Source organism: Salinibacterium sp. VpJ6, assembly GCF_059767345.1.
In genome coordinates this window covers 1217696-1234932 of record NZ_JBSOQL010000001.1, presented here as the reverse complement: position 1 = coordinate 1234932, position 17237 = coordinate 1217696, and the positions used below count along the sequence as shown (strand labels likewise).

At 59.9% G+C, this 17237-nt stretch carries 14 protein-coding genes; 3 read left to right on the top strand and 11 right to left on the bottom strand.

The genetic code is table 11. The features are described from left to right. Positions 1–8 precede the first annotated feature (8 nt). From ACWTV1_RS06075 to ACWTV1_RS06030, 10 genes are all read right to left on the bottom strand, one after another. Complete coding sequence (locus ACWTV1_RS06075; protein ID WP_498504513.1) at positions 9–773, bottom strand: SDR family NAD(P)-dependent oxidoreductase; 765 nt, start codon at positions 771–773, stop codon at positions 9–11. After that, on the bottom strand, positions 770–1798 hold the full coding sequence (locus ACWTV1_RS06070; RefSeq protein WP_498504512.1) for a succinylglutamate desuccinylase/aspartoacylase family protein: 1029 nt from the start codon (positions 1796–1798) through the stop codon (positions 770–772). Before ACWTV1_RS06070 ends, ACWTV1_RS06075 begins: the two co-directional genes overlap by 4 nt. Beyond that, positions 1795–2805 (bottom strand): ABC transporter ATP-binding protein, encoded by a 1011-nt coding sequence (locus ACWTV1_RS06065; protein WP_498504511.1) that lies wholly within the window; start codon positions 2803–2805, stop codon positions 1795–1797. The genes ACWTV1_RS06070 and ACWTV1_RS06065 overlap by 4 nt, the downstream gene beginning before the upstream one ends. After that, a complete protein-coding gene (locus ACWTV1_RS06060) occupies positions 2802–3803 on the bottom strand; it encodes an ABC transporter ATP-binding protein (protein ID WP_498504510.1) in 1002 nt (333 codons plus the stop codon). Before ACWTV1_RS06060 ends, ACWTV1_RS06065 begins: the two co-directional genes overlap by 4 nt. Then, positions 3800–4699, bottom strand: coding sequence for an oligopeptide ABC transporter permease (gene opp4C, locus ACWTV1_RS06055; protein ID WP_498504509.1), 900 nt, complete (start codon positions 4697–4699; stop codon positions 3800–3802). Before opp4C ends, ACWTV1_RS06060 begins: the two co-directional genes overlap by 4 nt. Next, positions 4696–5667 (bottom strand): ABC transporter permease, encoded by a 972-nt coding sequence (locus tag ACWTV1_RS06050; RefSeq protein ID WP_498504508.1) that lies wholly within the window; start codon positions 5665–5667, stop codon positions 4696–4698. Before ACWTV1_RS06050 ends, opp4C begins: the two co-directional genes overlap by 4 nt. A 1-nt stretch (position 5668) precedes the next feature. After that, positions 5669–7090 carry an ABC transporter substrate-binding protein gene (locus ACWTV1_RS06045; RefSeq protein WP_498504507.1) on the bottom strand — a complete coding sequence of 474 codons (1422 nt, stop codon included), beginning with the start codon at positions 7088–7090 and terminating at the stop codon, positions 5669–5671. A 326-nt stretch (positions 7091–7416) separates the two neighbouring features. After that, positions 7417–8199, bottom strand: a complete 783-nt coding sequence (locus tag ACWTV1_RS06040; RefSeq protein ID WP_498504506.1) for an SDR family oxidoreductase — start codon at positions 8197–8199, stop codon at positions 7417–7419. Positions 8200–8305: 106 nt separating this feature from the next. Further along, positions 8306–9079, bottom strand: coding sequence for an IclR family transcriptional regulator (locus tag ACWTV1_RS06035; RefSeq protein ID WP_498504505.1), 774 nt, complete (start codon positions 9077–9079; stop codon positions 8306–8308). Positions 9080–9222: 143 nt separating this feature from the next. Then, positions 9223–13020, bottom strand: coding sequence for a sialidase family protein (locus ACWTV1_RS06030; RefSeq protein WP_498504504.1), 3798 nt, complete (start codon positions 13018–13020; stop codon positions 9223–9225). 231 nt (positions 13021–13251) lie between these two features. Here ACWTV1_RS06030 and ACWTV1_RS06025 point away from each other — a divergent pair, with 231 nt between their 5' ends. After that, positions 13252–14148: a 3-hydroxyacyl-CoA dehydrogenase family protein gene (locus tag ACWTV1_RS06025; protein WP_498504503.1), complete on the top strand. Its 897-nt coding sequence runs from the start codon at positions 13252–13254 to the stop codon at positions 14146–14148. Positions 14149–14228: 80 nt separating this feature from the next. Further along, positions 14229–15197 (top strand): alpha/beta hydrolase, encoded by a 969-nt coding sequence (locus ACWTV1_RS06020; protein WP_498504502.1) that lies wholly within the window; start codon positions 14229–14231, stop codon positions 15195–15197. Between the two features lie 19 nt (positions 15198–15216). On the opposite strand, the gene ACWTV1_RS06015 is transcribed toward ACWTV1_RS06020, so the two are convergent. Then, a complete protein-coding gene (locus ACWTV1_RS06015) occupies positions 15217–15819 on the bottom strand; it encodes a TetR/AcrR family transcriptional regulator (protein ID WP_498504501.1) in 603 nt (200 codons plus the stop codon). 56 nt (positions 15820–15875) lie between these two features. Here ACWTV1_RS06015 and ACWTV1_RS06010 point away from each other — a divergent pair, with 56 nt between their 5' ends. Beyond that, positions 15876–17237 carry a flavin monoamine oxidase family protein gene (locus ACWTV1_RS06010; RefSeq protein ID WP_498504500.1) on the top strand — a complete coding sequence of 454 codons (1362 nt, stop codon included), beginning with the start codon at positions 15876–15878 and terminating at the stop codon, positions 17235–17237.

Sequence of the window (17237 nt, the reverse complement as noted above, 5' to 3'; positions counted from 1 at the left end):
CTCAGTTGTTAGCGAATGAGCCAACCGCCGTCGACGATGATGTCGACACCGGTGATGTAGGAAGCCTCTGGACCCGCGAGAAATGACACGACGTCGGCGATCTCGGTCGGTTGACCCGGTCGCCCCAGAGCCGGGACCCGCTGCGTGCGTGCGCCCGTGCCGCCATCGACAATGTCGCCGGGTTCGGGACTCGCGTCGGTACGGATGTCTCCCGGGGAAACAGTGAGCACGCGGATGCCCTCGGCTCCCGCCTCGGAGGCGAGAGATTTGGTGAAGGCGTTAACGCCGGCCTTGGTTGCCGTGTAGACCGCCGCGCCGGGCTGGGTCGCCTGTGCCATGACGGAGGAAATTGAAATGACCACACCGGCAGTTCCCTGTTTGCGGAACTGGGCACAGGCGGCAACCGAAGCAAGAATTACCGCACCGAGGTTCACGGTGAGCATCGCTTGAACGTGTCGTTCGTCAATCTCCTCTGCGAGACGACGGGCACGATCGCCGGTAAGCGCAGCGCAGTTGACGAGAACATCCAGGCCTCCCAGAGCATCCACCGCCTCCTCGACCAATCGAGCCGCTGCTGTTTCATCAGAGAGGTCGGCGACGAGACCGCTTACGCGGCCCTCGAGCCCGGAACTTGCGAGGTTGTGTCGTAGCGACTCTTCTGTGCGTTGAGAGACCGCAACAGCAGCTCCATCGTCGAGGAAGCGTTGGGCGATTGCCGCTCCGATTCCCGTCGCACCACCGGTTATCAAAACACGTGTCCGCGAGTCACTCATCGCTGCACCACTCTTTCCCTCGTCAGTCCGGCCGACGATGCAACGCGCGCAGCAATCGCATCACTGTCCCGCCCGAGATGATCCGGGCGATACGGTACGACCCCCACCAGCGGCGTGCCGGCGCACACTCGTGAATGTCGTCGAATCGTAGCGACCAGCCCCGTTTCTGGCGCGGCGACAGTTTCGATAACGCGCCCGCGTTCGTCTACAACATGACCAATCGTTTCGCCGCTGCGGACTGAATCGAGCAGTCCGCGTTCGGCGACGAACAGACCGTCGTGTGCTGCGTGCGAGAAAGCGTCAACGTCGCCATCGCCGTGGATCCATAGCTGATCGACTGACGTTTCGTATTCTTCTTGCGCTTCGACAACTCCGAGAGCGGCGAGCACCCGGATAACTCCCGCGCGGTAGGCGGTCAGGTTCGCGGTTGAAAGCACGCCCCCCGCCGGCGACTCGACGTAAATCGCTGGAATTCCTCGGTCACGCGCAACACTAAGCGTGCGACCATCGCCGAGAGACTCGTGGGTCCAGACCGTCGGTGCTCGGAAGGCGACGGCAAGTTCGACAGCCCGAGTTGCAGCGGGTGAACCGTCATCGAGACATCCGGCAAACAGAGGCATATCGGTGTCGGGGCTCGAGGTGTGCAAGTCGATCAAGATATCCGCTGCGCCGATGAGGCGCGTCGCGATGAGGTGTGCCAACTTCTCGGTCGAACTACCCGCTTGATCGCCGGGAAATACACGAGCTAGGTTCTTTCCATCGATAGGGCTCTCGCGCATATCCGCACTCCAAGCGGCCTCGTGCGCAATCGGCGCGACGACCAGCCGGCCGCGAAGGAGCTCGAGTGGCGACTCGATGAGTGATCCCGCTGCGACGATACCGCCCACTTCATTGCCGTGGATTCCGCCGAGAATAAGGACCATCGGCCCGGCGATACCCGAATCCAGTTCGTGGACCGTTACTCCCGGATCTCCCACGCCAGCTTCTGCGCCGATTCGGCTGGAGGTCCAGCGCGAGGAGCTCATGCTCGCTCCTCTGCCACCATCGACTCCTCTTCCGCGAAGAAGCACGCCGACTCAGCGCCGGAAGGAGTTCGAATCTGCAGAAGAGGGCGCTCTTGTGAGCACTCCGGCTTAGCTTTCCAGCACCGAGTATGAAATGAGCATCCAAGCGGCGGAGCCGTCGGACTCGGCAGCTCGCCGTGGAGCAAACGCCGAGTGGAAAGGGCCGCAAGGCGAGGATCGGGTTGCGGCACTGCAGACAAGAGGGCTTGAGAATAGGGGTGCGATGGGCGAGTGAACACCGTCTCTGCGTCGCCATACTCAACAATTCGCCCTAGATACATGACAGCGACACGGTGAGCCAGGTGCCGCACCACGGCGAGATCGTGGGCAATGAAAAGGTAGGCAACGCCGAGCTCGCGCTGGAGGCGCGCGAGCAGGTTGATTACCTGAGCTTGAATGGACACATCGAGAGCAGAGATGGGTTCGTCCAGAATCAGAAGTTTTGGTTCGAGAGCAAGCGCACGAGCAATACCAATCCTCTGCCGCTGACCGCCGGAAAATTCATGTGGATACCGGCCGAGTGCCTCAGCCCCCAAGCCGACCAGCTCAAGAAGCTCCAGCACACGTTCCTGCCGCTGACGTGCATTACCGACGCCGTGGACTTCAAGGGGCTCGAGGAGTATTTCACCGACAGGCATACGGGACGGCAGGGAAGAATACGGATCTTGGAATACGAACTGAACATCGCGACGCATCTTGCGCAACTCCGCGGGTCGTAATGTTGCCAAATCTCGCCCCTCGAAACGAACCGAGCCAGACGTCGGTTCGTGGAATCGCATGATGGTTTTGCCGACTGTCGACTTGCCACATCCGGATTCGCCGACCAGAGCGACGGTTTCTCCGGGATAAATATTGAAGGAAACGTCGCTCACCGCCTGAACGCTTCCTACCTGACGCTGGAGGAGCCCTCCATGCACGGGGAAATGCTTGACAAGGTTCTCAACGGAAAGAATCGGTTCGCTCGTCATTGGGTTTCCTTCGTCGCGCCTAGTTCCTCAGAAAAGTGACATGCAGAGACGTGCCCTCGTCCGACCAGTTCTAATGGAGGGCGTGTGTCTCGGCATACTTCGCGGCCCCGCCCAACAGGGCAGCGTGGCTCAAACGGGCAACCGGTGGGCAGCGAGCGGGGGTCGGGAGGCTGACCGCCAATTGCTAGTAGTTCCTTTTGTCGAGAACCGAGTCGAGGAAGGCTTTCGAGCAGCCCGCGAGTGTAGGGGTGGCGAGACGCGTGGAATAGTGTGTCGACGTCGGCCGTTTCCACGACCCGTCCGCCGTACATAACAACCACGCGCTGTGCCAACTCGGCGATTACGCCCAGATCATGGGTGATCATAACGAGTGCGGCATCGTTCTCGCGCTGTACTTTGCGGAGCAGGTCGAGAATCTGAGCCTGTATCGTGACATCTAGAGCAGTAGTCGGCTCGTCCGCGATGATAAGTCGAGGCCTATTAGCGATCGCCATCGCGATCATCGCGCGCTGTCGCATCCCACCAGAGAATTCATGGGGGTAGCGTCGCGCTCGCTGCTCCGGTGATGGAATGCCGACTTCAGCAAGTAGCTCCACAACACGCGCAGCCGCCGCACGCCGTCCGAGGCTTCGATCGTGCCGCAGCAGGCTTTCGGAAATCTGATCTCCCACCCGCATTACCGGGTTGAGCGCAGTCATCGGGTCTTGGAATACGAGCCCGATCTCTTTGCCGAGGATCCGGCTACGCTCTCGATCAGACAACGTGACAAGGTCGCGACCGTCGAACCAAGCGTGGCCATTGACTACACGCCCATTAGTCGGGAGCAGGCCCAAGGCGGAGGCGATCGTCACAGACTTCCCAGAACCGGACTCACCTACGATTCCAAGAGTTTCACCTGGCATGACCTCGTAGCTTGCGCCATTCACCGCAGGGACCGTCCCTCCGTCCACCTTGAACTCGGTGGTGAGATTCTCGAGTTTCAGCAACGGCGCCGTCATCGCGACGACCTTGGGTCGACTGCGTCGCGGAGCCCATCGCCGACGAAGTTGACGGCGAGCACGGTTACGGCGATTGCGATTCCCGGCGGTAGCCACAGCCACGGCGTGGTTTCAAGGATTGTGAGTGATTGCGCATCGTTAAGCATGTTCCCCCAGCTGGCGGTGGGCGGTGGGACACCAAGCCCAAGAAATGAAAGGGCGGCTTCGAGGAGGATCGCTTGAGCGACCTCCAGGGTGGCCACTACGGTGAGCGGAGCGATTACGGAAGGCATGACGTGCTTTCGCAGAATGCGGCCTGGTCCCGCACCAATGCCGACTGTCGCCTGAATCGAGTCCTGCTCGCGAAGCGAGAGCGTGAGACCGCGCACAATTCGAAATGCAACTGGCCAGCCGAAGAGGCCAATCGCGATGATGAGGGTTAGCAGGCTAGGTCCAACGAAGGCAACAATAACGATGATTGCGATGAGGGTCGGAAACGTAATCACGACATCGGCGAAGCGACTGATGAGGCTATCGACCCATCCACCAAAGTATCCCGCGACCGCGCCCAGTACGAGTCCAGTAAAGGTCGCAATGAGTGCAGCGGATAACCCCACGAGGAGAGAAATTTGGCCGCCAGAAATGAGCCGGGCTAGCACATCGCGCCCGGCCGCATCCGTGCCAAGAAGATGCTCTGGGCTTGGCGCTCGTCGAATCGCCCGGACATCTACCGCGTTAGGGTCGATCGAGACGACATACGGCAAGATGATTGCTGCTAGAGCGAGAAGCACCATAACCGCGAGCGCAACCACTGCAACTCGATGGCGCAGGAAACGACGAATTGCGAGCTGTCTCGGCGATGCCGAGACAAGGGCTGTGTCTTGTCCGGATGTTGCGCTGCGGTCTTTGGTAGTCATCGCTTTGCTCCTGTCAGCCGAATACGAGGGTCAATCGCGGCGTAGAGAATATCCGCGATGAGGTTGGCGATGAGGACAAAAACTGCGACGAAAAGTACGAAGCCTAGAACGACTGGATAGTCCCGAGCGCGTACCGCGTCGAGGGCAAGGCGCCCCATCCCTGGCCAAGAGAAGATCTGCTCGATCACAACTGCGCCTGCCAGAAGGTTGGGGATCTGAATTGCCAAGACGCTAACGAGAGGGATCATCGCGTTGCGAAGAGCGTGACGGCTAATGATGTGTAGTCGGCCGAGGCCCTTAGAGCGGGCGGTCGTAAGAAAGTCCTGATTGAGAACTTCGATCATCGCGGCCCGTGAGTATCGAACCCATGGACCAGCGAGCGCAAATCCCAGTATCGACGCAGGAAGGATGAGGTGCACCAAAGAGTCTAAAAAGTCACTTTTGCCGGGCGAGTTCATTCCCGCTGTGGGCAACCACCCCAGCTGGAGGCAGACCACGTATATGCCGAGAAGGGCAACAAAGAAGCTTGGAACTGAAATGGCAAGAAGGCTGACAACGGTCGCCCCGTAGTCGACGACAGTGTTGCGGCGGATCGCAGCAATGATTCCGACGGGGATTCCGATTGCCAGCGCGATGATAAGCGCAGTTCCGGTCAGCCGTACCGTGGCGTCAAGGCGGGAAAAGAGCAACTCAGTGACCGGGCGACCATTAGTGTATGAAAATCCGAAGTTGCCCTTCAACACCTCCGAGATCCAAATCCCGTACTGAACGAGGAGCGGTTGATCCAGCCCCAGCTCGGCGCGCCGCCTGTCAACAGCCTCTTCCCAGTTTCCGCGGAAAGTCAGCGGATCGATCATCATTCGGGCCGGGTCACCAGGCATGAGTTGCAATAGAGCAAACAGCAGCATGCTGATTCCAGCGAGAACGACAAGAGAGAGTGTCAGGCGGCGCGCGAGCAAGGCGATCATGCTAGTCCGTAACCGTCCATTCGGCAGCGTCCCAGAAGGCATCCGTCGCAAGCGGGTTCAAAGCCAAGCCTTGGAGTCGCTCACTTGTAGCAGCCAGAACGTCGGGAACGTAGAGGACCATGATCGGCAGCTCTTCGTTCATGATTCGCTGAGCGTCAGCGTAGATTGCTTCGCGCTCGGTTTCGTCAGTCGTCGCGACTCCGGCTTTGAGGAGTGTGTCCAACTCAGGGTTGCAGTAGGCGACCAGGTTAGCTCCACCGATCTGTTCGCACATGACTCGAGCGTTCATCGACGCTGGGTCGACACTGAAGAGACCATAGGCTGACAGGAGTGTGCCGAAACTGCGGTTCGCGATTCGATCACCCTGCTCCGCTGGCTCGACTTGCTCGACGACAGCGTTCATGCCGACTTCCTGGAGTTGGGCTGCAACGATGGTCATAATCGTGTCGCGGTCACGTTGACCCGGAACGATCATCAGTTCGACTGTGGTATTCGCATCCCAGCCGGCCTTCGCAAGAAGGTCGCGTGCCTTGTCGGGATCGTAGTCGTAGTGTGTAAGGTCGCTAGGCACCGCCCAGTCGGGGCCGTGCACAAGGGTGTCCACAACCTTTCCGTGACCGGCGAGGACTTCCTCTACGAGTGCCTCGCGGTCGATCGCGTGCATGATTGCTTGGCGTACGAGCGGGTCTTGTAGTGGCGGTACATCCAGTGCAGGGTGCAACGCCATAACGCCGGGTCCCTCGGTGCGTTGGAGGGTGACTCCCTCCACACCGCTCATTCGTTCGTAGTCAGCGGCGGAGACCTGAGCAAAGTCCAGCTCGCCGGTCTCGAGTTGCGCCATAGCTACGTCGGTCGCGAGGTATCGCGCGAAGACGCGATCCAAGCCAAGTTCAGTGCGGTACTCGGGGTTCGCGACGAACTCAGCTTGGTCATCTGTTAGCCAGCGCTCGAATACGTACGGACCGATACCGACGGTCGGCTCGCGGAAGAACTGGTTGTCGGTAAGCCCGTCGATGGGAAATTCCCCTACGACGTGCTCAGGAAGAATGAAGAATATCGGTGCGACCAGTTCTTCCAGGAATGCAACGTTTGGCTCGATCAATTCGATTTCGAAGGTGAAGTCGTCCACCGCGCGGAATCCGGAGACGCTATCGGCATTCCCATCGGCGAACTCTGTCGCGCCGACCACCGCGGAGTACTTGCCGGCGTACGCGCTACCTGCCTCGGGGTTCGCATAAAGGTTGAACGTGAAGACGGCGTCTTCGGCGGTGAAAGGCTCTCCGTCGCTCCAGCGTACGTCGTCGCGAAGGTTAAATGTCCACGTGCGGCCGTCCTCCGAAACGTCCCACGACTCAGCAAGTCGGGGACCATACTCAGCGTCAGCAGTGACGGACAGCAGGCCATCCCAGTGCAACTGCCCCATCAGCTGATTGGGGCCAATCGCCGCGACTAGTGGGTTAAACGTGGTTGGCGCTTGGTAGAGCTGAACGCTAACCGCTCGTCCGTCACTATCGCCCCCCGAACCCTCATTGGTGTTCCCTGCGCACGCCGACGCCAGCAGAGCGACTACTGCCGCCGTAGCGATCAGCATGAGTGGTCTGCGAGTTCTCATGTGATTGTCTCCGTTTCAGAACAACCTGGCAACACTGCCAACTTGTTTCATTGAATGAAAGCGATCGTTTCATTCCCGATAGTATGCGCGGGGAGTCACGCGCGTCAAGCAGCGAAACGTGATCGTAACGCGAGGCCCTACTTGGCGGTCCAGCCGCCATCGACAGGCAGCGTTACGCCGGTGACATATCGCGAAGCACTTGAGGTGAGAAAGAGGAGCGCCCCAATTACGTCGTCCGGCTCCGCCATGCGTCCCAGAGGCACTCGCGAAGAATAGGCAGCATCGAAGGTCACGTTGGTTTCCTCCGTGCGAAGTCCGCCTGGCGCCAAGCAGTTCACGCGAACCCCGTATGGACCTAGGGCGCTGGCGAGGTAGCGCGTCAGGCCCACCATCCCTGCCTTGTCGTATGCGTAGAAAATGGGAGAAGTTACGGGCGTGCCCTCGTACATAGGGAAATCCGGAGCTACGAGTCCATAAATTGAAGCAATGTTGACTATGGTGCCTGATCGCCGCTGTTGCATTGACTCCGCAATAGCCTGCGTCAGCAGAAAGAGTCCGCGGCTATTCACGTTTGACGTTGCGGACCAATCTTCGGCGGTGGTTCCGTGCAGGTCTCCGCCAGCGCGGAGAACCGCGTTGTTGACAAGCACGTCTACACGACCGTGGTTGGCAAGAACTTTATCTCTGAACTCTGTTATCGAAGACGGATCGCCCTGATCGAGCTCATACCCTTCCGCAGAGAGCCCCAAACTCGTCAGGTCAGTTGCAGCATGCTGCGCAGAGGAAAGGGTTCTTGAAGTGATGATGACGTGTGCCCCGGCTTCGGCTAGGGCCTTGCTAAAGGGGGTTCCGTAGAGTCCGGTTCCGCCGGTGACGACGGCAATCGTGCCGCCCATGTGAAACTGGTCAAGCGCAGTCATCTTCGTCCGATCGCCGAGGGCTCAGTTGGCAACCACCCTAACAGTGGTTTTGCCTGCCTGCACGCCGAGTTTTACTAGGTGATCCGGAATGGAGGTTCTGAGGCTTTTAGAGTGGAGGAGTTTCGGGCTCGGCGTTTTGAAGCGGGCCAGAGAGGCGTTCGGCGATTTCCATGAGGCGGCGCGCTACACGTGGGACATCCTCGCGAGGAAAGCGCATCGCGGGCGCGGACAAGCTAATCGCCATGGGGACAGGCAGCCCGGGGATGCCGACCGCGACACAGCGACCATCCCGTTCATTCTCGCCGTCATCGATGGCGTACCCCTGATCTCGCACTTTGTCGAGCTCGGCGAGGTACTCTTCGTCGCTCGTTATGGTCGCATCTGTGAGACGCGGCATTCCGCTGACGCGCAATATTCCGCGTACTTGGCGCTCCGGGAGGTACGCCGCAACTGCCTTGCCCAGTGCGGTGGAATGGATGCTTTCCCGGTCGCCCGGTCGCACCGAGAGTCGCACTGACCGCTGGCTCTCGACAACGTCAAGATAGAGAACACGGTTGAAATCAAGGCGACCAATATTTACGGTCTCCTCAAATTGATCACGCAACTCCACCAAGTAAGGACGCGCTCTATCGACGATAACGTCCACTCGTTCCGTGCGTAGCGCGACGCCAACCGAGTACACGCCGGAGGCGCCGCGATGAACGTATCCGCGCTGCTCCAGAGTCTCTAGATAGCGAAATGCCGAACTTTTCGGCAGGCTCGCTGCCTCTGATAGCTGTGCCAATGTCAACGTGCCAGGGTTTGCTTGGATGAAGTCGAGCAGATCGCAGACACGCTGAACCGCGCGAATGGAATAGCTCGGTTCGTCTGCTGCTGTCATGGGTTCACCCTTAATTTCAATTCTTCGAGTTCCACCTGTAGAAACACGTCACAGTAACACTACGGCAGCTCCTGTCGCGAAGTAATGTTCTAGCAGCCTTTACCGCAGCAGCTGAAAGCTCGAATCCGGGAGGCGCTAGGTGACTACCCAGCGGCTGGAGAGTCGGACTCGCTCTCCTGTTCGCGCCCGACATTTCGGTTGCGGAGCACAAGCATTCCCCCGCCTAATGCGGCTCCAACGGCGCCAACCGTCGCCAAAGTTCCGAAAAAATGAGGCTGCGTTCCGGTCGCCGCGAGCGCGACAGCGGTTAGCCCGTGCGCGCCGGGGGTGGTGCCGCCGCCGGAATCCGACCCGCTAGCTCCCCAGTTCGATCCGCCACCTCCCGAAGAGCTGCCGCCACTGCCGCCCGGAGGCGTCGAACCAAGTTCATAGGTGGTACCAACCTGCGCTACGACAGGTAGCCCCAGAGAGGTGTCCTGGACCAGAAGTTCGTCAATCTGGACGCTTCCGGAGGCTGCCGGCTCCGTCAGCAACAAGAGATGGGTGAGTACCTCAGCAGGGTGGAGCACGGAAACTGCCGACCGCTCAACGCCATCGACGGCTAAGACAATCCGATTCCCGGGGATGTCGACTTCGATCTCGACCCTGTGCCACGTTCCGGCTACCAGAGTCATTGGTGTCGACAGCGTATTGAATGACTGAGAATCATCAGCATCCGGCAGTACCCGCAGCATCCGCTGTTCGTCGTTGCCGACAGTCCAACCCGTGTCAGCGTACGGATGCGCGACTTTGATGTATCGAGTCGTCAGCGGCGCGCCCGTGAGGCTGATTATGTTCCCGTTCTTCACACCTGACCAGCCGGAGACCAGAGTCCAGTCGCTGTCATTTGTGTCCGATATCCAGACCTCTAAGACTGCGGGGTCGACCCTGTTGCCGGTGGAACTGACGAAGTCGTTGTCGACCAACTCCAGCCCGGTAATTTCTCGCGGTGTTCCCAAGTCGGCGCCAATGCTTCGATTCTGATAATCGAACGCGACGATTTGATGGACGCCCATTGCGGTCAGGTTTCCTGCAGCGGGGTTAGCGTCCCCACTGCAGTGTCCGACGGCACGGGCCGGGGCAAATGCGCTGTCCGTCGTGATCTGCAGCTCCCCCGATGGGCTGATTTTCAGTGACAGGGCTGTGCCGCGCGAATTGTGGTGAGCGGAGAAACCCTCCTGCAGTACCAGATGCACATCGGTGACGAGGTCTGCGATCTGTAGCCCGAAACCTATCTTCCCTTTTCGGATGCCCGGGAACAATCGAGAGGCACCTGCTGGACCCAGCGGTGAGGAGCGCAACCGAACCGCTTTCCTGTCTGGGCGGCTGCCGTCGACAAGGTCGATACTTCCGGTGCGGGTCGTTCTCCACCATCGGGATGAGGTGAGTTCGGTTCCGTTCGCTACCCCTCCTGTTGAACGATAGGCGGGAACATCGAGGGCGCCGTGACTATCGCGCACGAAGGATTCGTAGTCATCAACGTGCATGACAATCGTTGGCTGAGTCGGGCGGCCCCAGGCGAAAACCCTCGCATCGTCAGGTGCGCTCCACGAATCGGCATTGACCGCCGTGCGGGTTTCGTTGACGTTTCCCCAGCCTGGTGTAGAGATTGAGGACGCTGCGAGGAGATCTTGGTAACCGTTCCACGTTTCACCATCGTCGTCGCTATAGGCGGCCGTCAAATTGTTGCGGTAATAACTGACCTGACCGAAACCGTTGTGACCGGGCCACGTCATTCCGTGGCCACCGCTTTCATCACGAAATAGGGCGGCAGCAGTGTTGCTGGAGAGAATCGTACTGTCGGACGGAGTCGACCACGTCAGTCCATCATCCCCCGAGGATGATGAGAGGAAGTAGTGCTTTGTCATGTCCTGCTGTCGCGCCACAAGCATGACGTCGCCGTTGTCAAGCTCGGTGATTGCGAGCTCGGTGACTCCCCGTTCGTAGCCGTCGGGAGCGCTCGGGAGCATGAGCTCGGTTGACTGAACCCATGTGGCGCCGGCATCGGTCGACCGCAGTACGGTGCTTGCGAAAGTCCCGGTCGAGTCGATCATGTACGACACTGGGTAGAGATGCGTGCCAGTCGCGGTCCGGATGCCGTTTGAGTACGACAGCCCCCACGCGACAGGCTGTCCGGTGGCCTCCACCTCGAGAGAGATGTGCTGGGCTGGACCAAAGATCGGACGTCCGTTGGCGTCATAGCCTGTGGTTCGGGCCGTCCACAGTTGTACGTCGTTCTGCGACCGATCCATGAAATCTCCGCCCACGGTGTAGACGGTCTGGACGAGGAAGAATATCGATAGAACGTCTGTGACTGGGTCAAGCAGGAAGCCTCCGGGGCTCACCGCGGTCACGGGAGGGGCAACCACGGGAAGAATTGGTTCGATGTTTCCCCAACTCCGTCCACCATCCGAGCTAAACCGGGCTGCGATTTGGAAGGGGCCGCCCGAATAGCCGGCCGCAGCCATCATGAGTCCGGTGGGAAGTTGCACGACCTTCATGCCGATTCCACCCCAATTGCCGACCGCGGTCTGTGGAGTAAGAGTCCGCTGGCCGTACTCCACCTGAAGAGCGGCCGCGTCGTGGGCGACCCGCGACGTCGCGGCTGGGTTTCCGCTGAACGCCAAGATTTCCTTCTCCTCGCTCGGCGCAATACTCGGGATTCGAACAAACACTCCGTCGCCTTTCGAGTAGGCGTGCAGCTCGACTCCGTCTGTGGTCGCGAAGCGCAGGTCGCGGAGGTCGGATTGCAGGCGCCCGGCGGCTACAAGGCCAGCAACGTCGAGGCTTGCGGCTGAGATAAAGACGGCCCGATCACGAAGGGTCTCCGATGTCGGATTGCTCACGAGCACTGGAGTGATCCAGTTCCAGGCGCCACCACCTGCCGCCACAAACGCCTCCGCAGGTATGTCGTACACGCGGATTCCCGTCTGGACATCCGTGATGAGGAAAGTCTCAGAACCCGAGTCTTCACGATGCATGTGAACCTTCACGTAGCGAGTGGTGACGTCAAATCCGTAAAGCCACAGCGAAGTTCCGACATTAACGATTTGTACGTCAGGGATCTTGGTCCAGGCTGCGTTGTCATCACTGGTCCACACAGAGAGGTCGCGGCTGACAATGCGGTGGACTGGGCCGGGCTCAGGTGGGGGCATGCTGCCGAAGGCGCGAGCATTCTCGAGGGGAGTGTCGAGAATAAAATCGAACCCTGCGGTTCCGGGATAGTCAAAATTAATCTTGAGGTAGCGAGCGGTTACTTCGAAGCCATCGAATGTGTGTTGCATCCTGCCGCCGACGGCCTCCGCAGTGAGATTCCACCCCGTCAGTGGTGCCCATGTGACGTTGTCGTCGCTAGCCCACAGTGTGTAGTCGGATTCCGAAACCCGCGTCGTTGTGCCTCGATTGTGCAGCTGAAGGCGCCGGGTAACCCGCTGTCCCTGAAGATCGAATCCCACTGACCGGCTGAGGTAGTCGAGCGCTGCGGTGCCTGTGATGTTGAAGTGGGCAAAATTGCCGATGGCGGGATCGGTGTCATAAGTCAGCACGCCAATTTTAACGCCGAGACGTTGGTGGGGGTCGCCGTCTTCACTCTGGCGAATCAGTTCGATCGCATTCAGGGGATGAGCGGCACTGAGGTCGGCGCCGATACTGCGGCGGTTTCCATCGAATGCTAGGGCCACGGAACTGCCCCAGTTGCCGATTGCGCCCGAAGCTATGCCAAAGTCCGCCTCAGCAAACCCGACAGTTGCCGCGCGAGCCACCGGGAGCGCCGGAGGTTCGGCTGCACGAGCTGGTCCAGCAACCCCGGCTATAGGAAAGACGGTCGCCCCACCGGCGACCGTGATCAAGCCAAGAAAGTTTCGCCTTGTAACGCCTTTCGCGGGGATATTGTTCGACTCCATTGTCGTCTCGCTCCTCTTGTTGGCCCACCGGTGAGGCGCTCTCAAGCGCTACGCCGAAGTCCTGCAGGGACTGCGGGTCTTCGGTATTAGTCAGGTGAGGGTTTTCGCAATGCGATCCTGCTGAGATGCTTGGTTCACTTGGGTTTCAATTGATGAAATAGGCTGTTTCATTTAGCAAGATCACTGTAGAGTCCGTATTCAAAGGTTGTCAATGTTGAATGGAGAACGCGCATGGGCGAAAACTCTGAGGGCCGCATCGCGGTTATTGGGTTGGGCACGATGGGAAGAAGCATCGCCCGACTTCTCGTCAATGCGGGCTATGAAGTACGCGCTTGTGACCCAATGCTCGGCGACCTTGCACAGCATGGTGTTCAGATCGCTGGCAGCATTGAGGAATGTGTCTCTGGCAGCGCCGTTGTTTTTGAGGCGACTAGTGAAGACCTGGACGTAAAGGCGAAAGTCCTTCGTTCCATTTCTGGCGCCACCGATGGGATTATCGCGTCTAACACCTCGACGTTTATGCCGAGCGTGTTGGCCCAATATGTAGTGCAGCCGAGTCGTTTCTTGATCGGGCACTTCTTCAACCCCGCTGACCTCATTCCTCTCGTAGAAGTCGTGCCGCACGCGGAGACGCGGCCCGAAACTATCAGTCTGTTCACCGACATGCTTATGCGGCTGGGGAAGCGTCCCGTTCTTTTGAAGGCCGAGCGCCCCGGGTTCGTGGCGAACCGGCTGCAAGCGGCGCTGTTGCGTGAAGCCCTGTCTCTGATCGAGGGCGGTGTCGCAAGCGCTGCGGATGTCGATGCCATCGTTACTGATGGCCTTGCCGCGCGTTGGGCGGTTGCTGGCCCAATCGGTGTGGCCGACCTTGGAGGGCTTGATGTCTTTCGTGCCGTCTGTGAGCAAATATTCCCGAGCCTCGACAACTCCACCGCGCCCAATGCATTGCTCATTGAAAAGGTTTCGCACGGCGACCTTGGGGCAAAAAGTGGCCGAGGCTTTTATCAGCACAGCGAGCGTTCCATCAGGGAAACTCAAGAAGCGGTCTCTCAAATTCTGCAGGCCCAGAAGTCGAACCGGCGATTGAATCACGAGAATTCAATCGAGAGCTCAAACGCTGAATACTAAGCCGCATCTCATCTGCAGAAAACCGGCTTTCTGTTAGTGATGCCGAACGCCATCAAATTCTCCGACGAAAGAAACGCTGAATGACCACTTCTCTCCCCAGGCCGCCCTATGACCCTGAAGTTCATAAACCCCTCCTGGCGTTGCCGGGAGGGGGCTTTAATCCGCTGAGTGCCGAAACGATCCTGAGTCGCCGTTCAGCGATAAGTACCGGCTCCTTCGAGGATCAGTTCGCTGGTCAGCCTCTTCGGTGTACGGATCACACGATCAGGGGGCACAATGGCGAAGCGATCGAACTCAGCGTAATTTCGCGGGCCGATCACAGTGAGGCCGGTGCCGCTATCCTTTTCGTCCACGGCGGAGGTATGGTCGCGGGCGACCGGTTCGCAGGAATCGGTCGGTTGGCTGAATGGATTGTGCGCGACGATGTCGTGGTGATCACGGTTGAGTATCGGCTGGCACCAGAGCATCGCGACCCCGTCCCGGTTGAAGATGCCTACGCTGCGCTGGCTTGGGCGACTGAAAATTCTGTGAGCATCGGTTTCGATTCCCGTCGACTCATCACGCTCGGCATCAGCGCTGGCGGCGGCGTCGCTGCTGGGGTGGCATTGCTTGCCCGTGACAGAGGGGGGCCGAGCATGGCCGCGCTGATGCTCTTGTGCCCGATGCTGGATGACCGCGACAATACGGTTTCGTCCGAGCAATTCGAAGGAATAGGAACGTGGGACCGAGAATCTAATCGCACCGGGTGGGCTGCGCTCCTCGGGGGCCGCGAGGGGTCCGCTGAGGTGTCTAGCTATGCGGCACCGGGTCGCGAGTCCAACCTCTCGTCATTGCCTCCGATCTATATCGACTGCGGTTCCGCTGAGGTGTTTAGAGATGAGTGCACTGCGTTTGCTAGCCGCATCTGGGCCGCCGCTGGTCAAGCGGAACTCCATATATGGGATGGTGGATATCACGGGTTCGACGTGATCGCCCCCGACGCCGTGGTCTCGCGTTCCGCGGTTGAAGTGCGCGACTCGTGGATGAGGCGTCAACTCGCGCGTCGGTAACAGCCCTTGAGGCGCGCGGTTAGCCAAGCGGCACACCGAGCATGTCCTCAAGAGTTTCGCGCACGAGCGATTCGCGAGTCTCGCGACTGCGAAAGTTGACGAGTTGGTAGGCCGAGGTGGCGTCCACGAGTGCGAAGAGCACGAGCGCTGCCCGCTCGGGGCTCACCGGGGCGAACTGGCCGACATCCTGACCCGCGCGGATGATGCCGATGGCGAGAGCATGCCAGGCATCCATTGACTGCCGGGCGGCTTCGGCCAGTGGCTCGTTGCGGCGGCCGAGGCTCCACGCGTCGGTCCAGACTTCGCCGACGTTGTCTCGCGCGGGATCGGCGATGGCCTCGATGAGCGCGCGAATCTGGTCGAGGGGCTTGTTCGGTGCGAGAGCGACACGTTCGACTTCGGCAATTTCCTTCTCGGCAATGTCAGAGAAAGTGGTCGCCACGAGGGTTTCCATGCTGGGCTCGTAGTGCGTGATGAGGGGTGCGGTGACTCCGCAGTGGGCGGCGAGAGCGCGCAGCGAGATTGCGGCGAGGCCACGAGTCAGTGCGATCTGCTGAGCCGCGTCGCGGATTTCGGATGCTCGCTCGGTAGCGTTTCGTCGTCGAGTTGTGCCTGCTGCCATCCTCGCAGTGTAGCCGTTCTTGACTCTTATTGAACAGGTGGTAAATAATGGTGAGCATGAACACCATTGATCGCGACGTCGTCATCGTCGGAGCCGGCGCCACAGGCCTCACCGCAGCGAGAGCCCTCGTTCGCGAAGGCCACAGCGTGATCGTGCTCGAAGCGCGCGATCGCATCGGTGGTCGTCTCTGGACTGATTCGATCGACGGCCAAATGTTTGAGATCGGTGGTCAGTGGGTATCTCCTGACCAGACCGCACTCATCGACACCCTTGCCGAGCTCGGCCTCGAAACGTACTCGCGCTACCGCGAAGGCGAGAGCGTTTACGTCTCGAAGGATGGCGTGGCTCGCCGCTTTACGGGAGACATCTTTCCGGCGGGAGCAGCGACCGAAGCGGAGATCACTCGGCTCATTTCGGTGCTGGATGCCCTCGTGGCTGAGCTTGACCTTGAAGCTCCGTGGGAGCATCCGCGGGCCACAGAATTCGACCGTATCTCGTACCGCGCGTGGCTAGAAAGCCAGAGCGCGGATGCCGAAGCAACCGACAACGTTGCCCTGTTCGTTGCCGAGGCGATGCTCACCAAGCCCGCCCATTCGTTCTCGCTGCTGCAGGCACTGCTCATGGCGGCCAGCGCCGGAAGCTTCAGCAACCTCGTTGACTCCGACTTCATTCTCGACAAGCGTGTGGTGGGTGGTCTGCAGCAGGTACCACTGGTGATGGCTGAGGCGTTGGGCGGCGACGTCGTTCGACTCTCGCAGCCGGTGCGCCGCATCGAGTGGAACGCCGCTGGCGCGACCGTCACGAGTGATGAACTCACGGTCACGGCGAAGCACGTCATCGTCGCCGTGCCTCCGAACCTCTACGACCGCATCGACTACGTTCCAGCTCTGCCGCGGATGCGCCAGCAGATGCAGCAGCACTCTTCGCTCGGCCTCGTCATTAAGGTGCACGCGACCTACGCGACCCCGTTCTGGCGCGCGGCTGGCCTCTCGGGAACGGCCTTCAGTCCTTACCAACTGGTGCATGAGGCGTACGACAACACGAACCACGGCGAAGAGCGTGGCACCCTCGTGGGCTTTGTGTCGGGGGAGAAGGCCGACGAACTGTTCGCGCTTGATCCTGCCGACCGCAAGCACCGCATCCTTGAGTCGCTCGCCACCTATTACGGCGACGAAGCCCTCACCCCGGCGGTGTACTACGAAAGCGACTGGGCCTCCGAAGAGTGGACTCGTGGCGCATACGCGGCGAGCTTCGACCTCGGTGGGCTGACGCGCTACGGCGCTCTGCAGCTCGAACCCGTCGGGCCGATCCAGTTCGGCTCGAGCGACCTCGCGGCGGCCGGCTATCAGCACGTTGATGGTGCTATTCGGGTGGGACAGCGGTTGGCATCCACCATTATTGAAGCGACGCAAGGCTAG

Coding starts and splice junctions, on each gene's coding strand:
- ACWTV1_RS06020 (WP_498504502.1), top strand. CDS start 14,229: ATGACCACTTCTCTCCCCAGGCCGCCCTATGACCCTGAAGTTCATAAA.
- opp4C (WP_498504509.1), bottom strand. CDS start 4,699: ATGACTACCAAAGACCGCAGCGCAACATCCGGACAAGACACAGCCCTT.
- ACWTV1_RS06030 (WP_498504504.1), bottom strand. CDS start 13,020: ATGGAGTCGAACAATATCCCCGCGAAAGGCGTTACAAGGCGAAACTTT.
- ACWTV1_RS06015 (WP_498504501.1), bottom strand. CDS start 15,819: ATGGCAGCAGGCACAACTCGACGACGAAACGCTACCGAGCGAGCATCC.
- ACWTV1_RS06010 (WP_498504500.1), top strand. CDS start 15,876: ATGAACACCATTGATCGCGACGTCGTCATCGTCGGAGCCGGCGCCACA.
- ACWTV1_RS06065 (WP_498504511.1), bottom strand. CDS start 2,805: ATGACGAGCGAACCGATTCTTTCCGTTGAGAACCTTGTCAAGCATTTC.
- ACWTV1_RS06050 (WP_498504508.1), bottom strand. CDS start 5,667: ATGATCGCCTTGCTCGCGCGCCGCCTGACACTCTCTCTTGTCGTTCTC.
- ACWTV1_RS06025 (WP_498504503.1), top strand. CDS start 13,252: ATGGGCGAAAACTCTGAGGGCCGCATCGCGGTTATTGGGTTGGGCACG.
- ACWTV1_RS06060 (WP_498504510.1), bottom strand. CDS start 3,803: ATGACGGCGCCGTTGCTGAAACTCGAGAATCTCACCACCGAGTTCAAG.
- ACWTV1_RS06035 (WP_498504505.1), bottom strand. CDS start 9,079: ATGACAGCAGCAGACGAACCGAGCTATTCCATTCGCGCGGTTCAGCGT.
- ACWTV1_RS06075 (WP_498504513.1), bottom strand. CDS start 773: ATGAGTGACTCGCGGACACGTGTTTTGATAACCGGTGGTGCGACGGGA.
- ACWTV1_RS06040 (WP_498504506.1), bottom strand. CDS start 8,199: ATGACTGCGCTTGACCAGTTTCACATGGGCGGCACGATTGCCGTCGTC.
- ACWTV1_RS06045 (WP_498504507.1), bottom strand. CDS start 7,090: ATGGGGCAGTTGCACTGGGATGGCCTGCTGTCCGTCACTGCTGACGCT.
- ACWTV1_RS06070 (WP_498504512.1), bottom strand. CDS start 1,798: ATGAGCTCCTCGCGCTGGACCTCCAGCCGAATCGGCGCAGAAGCTGGC.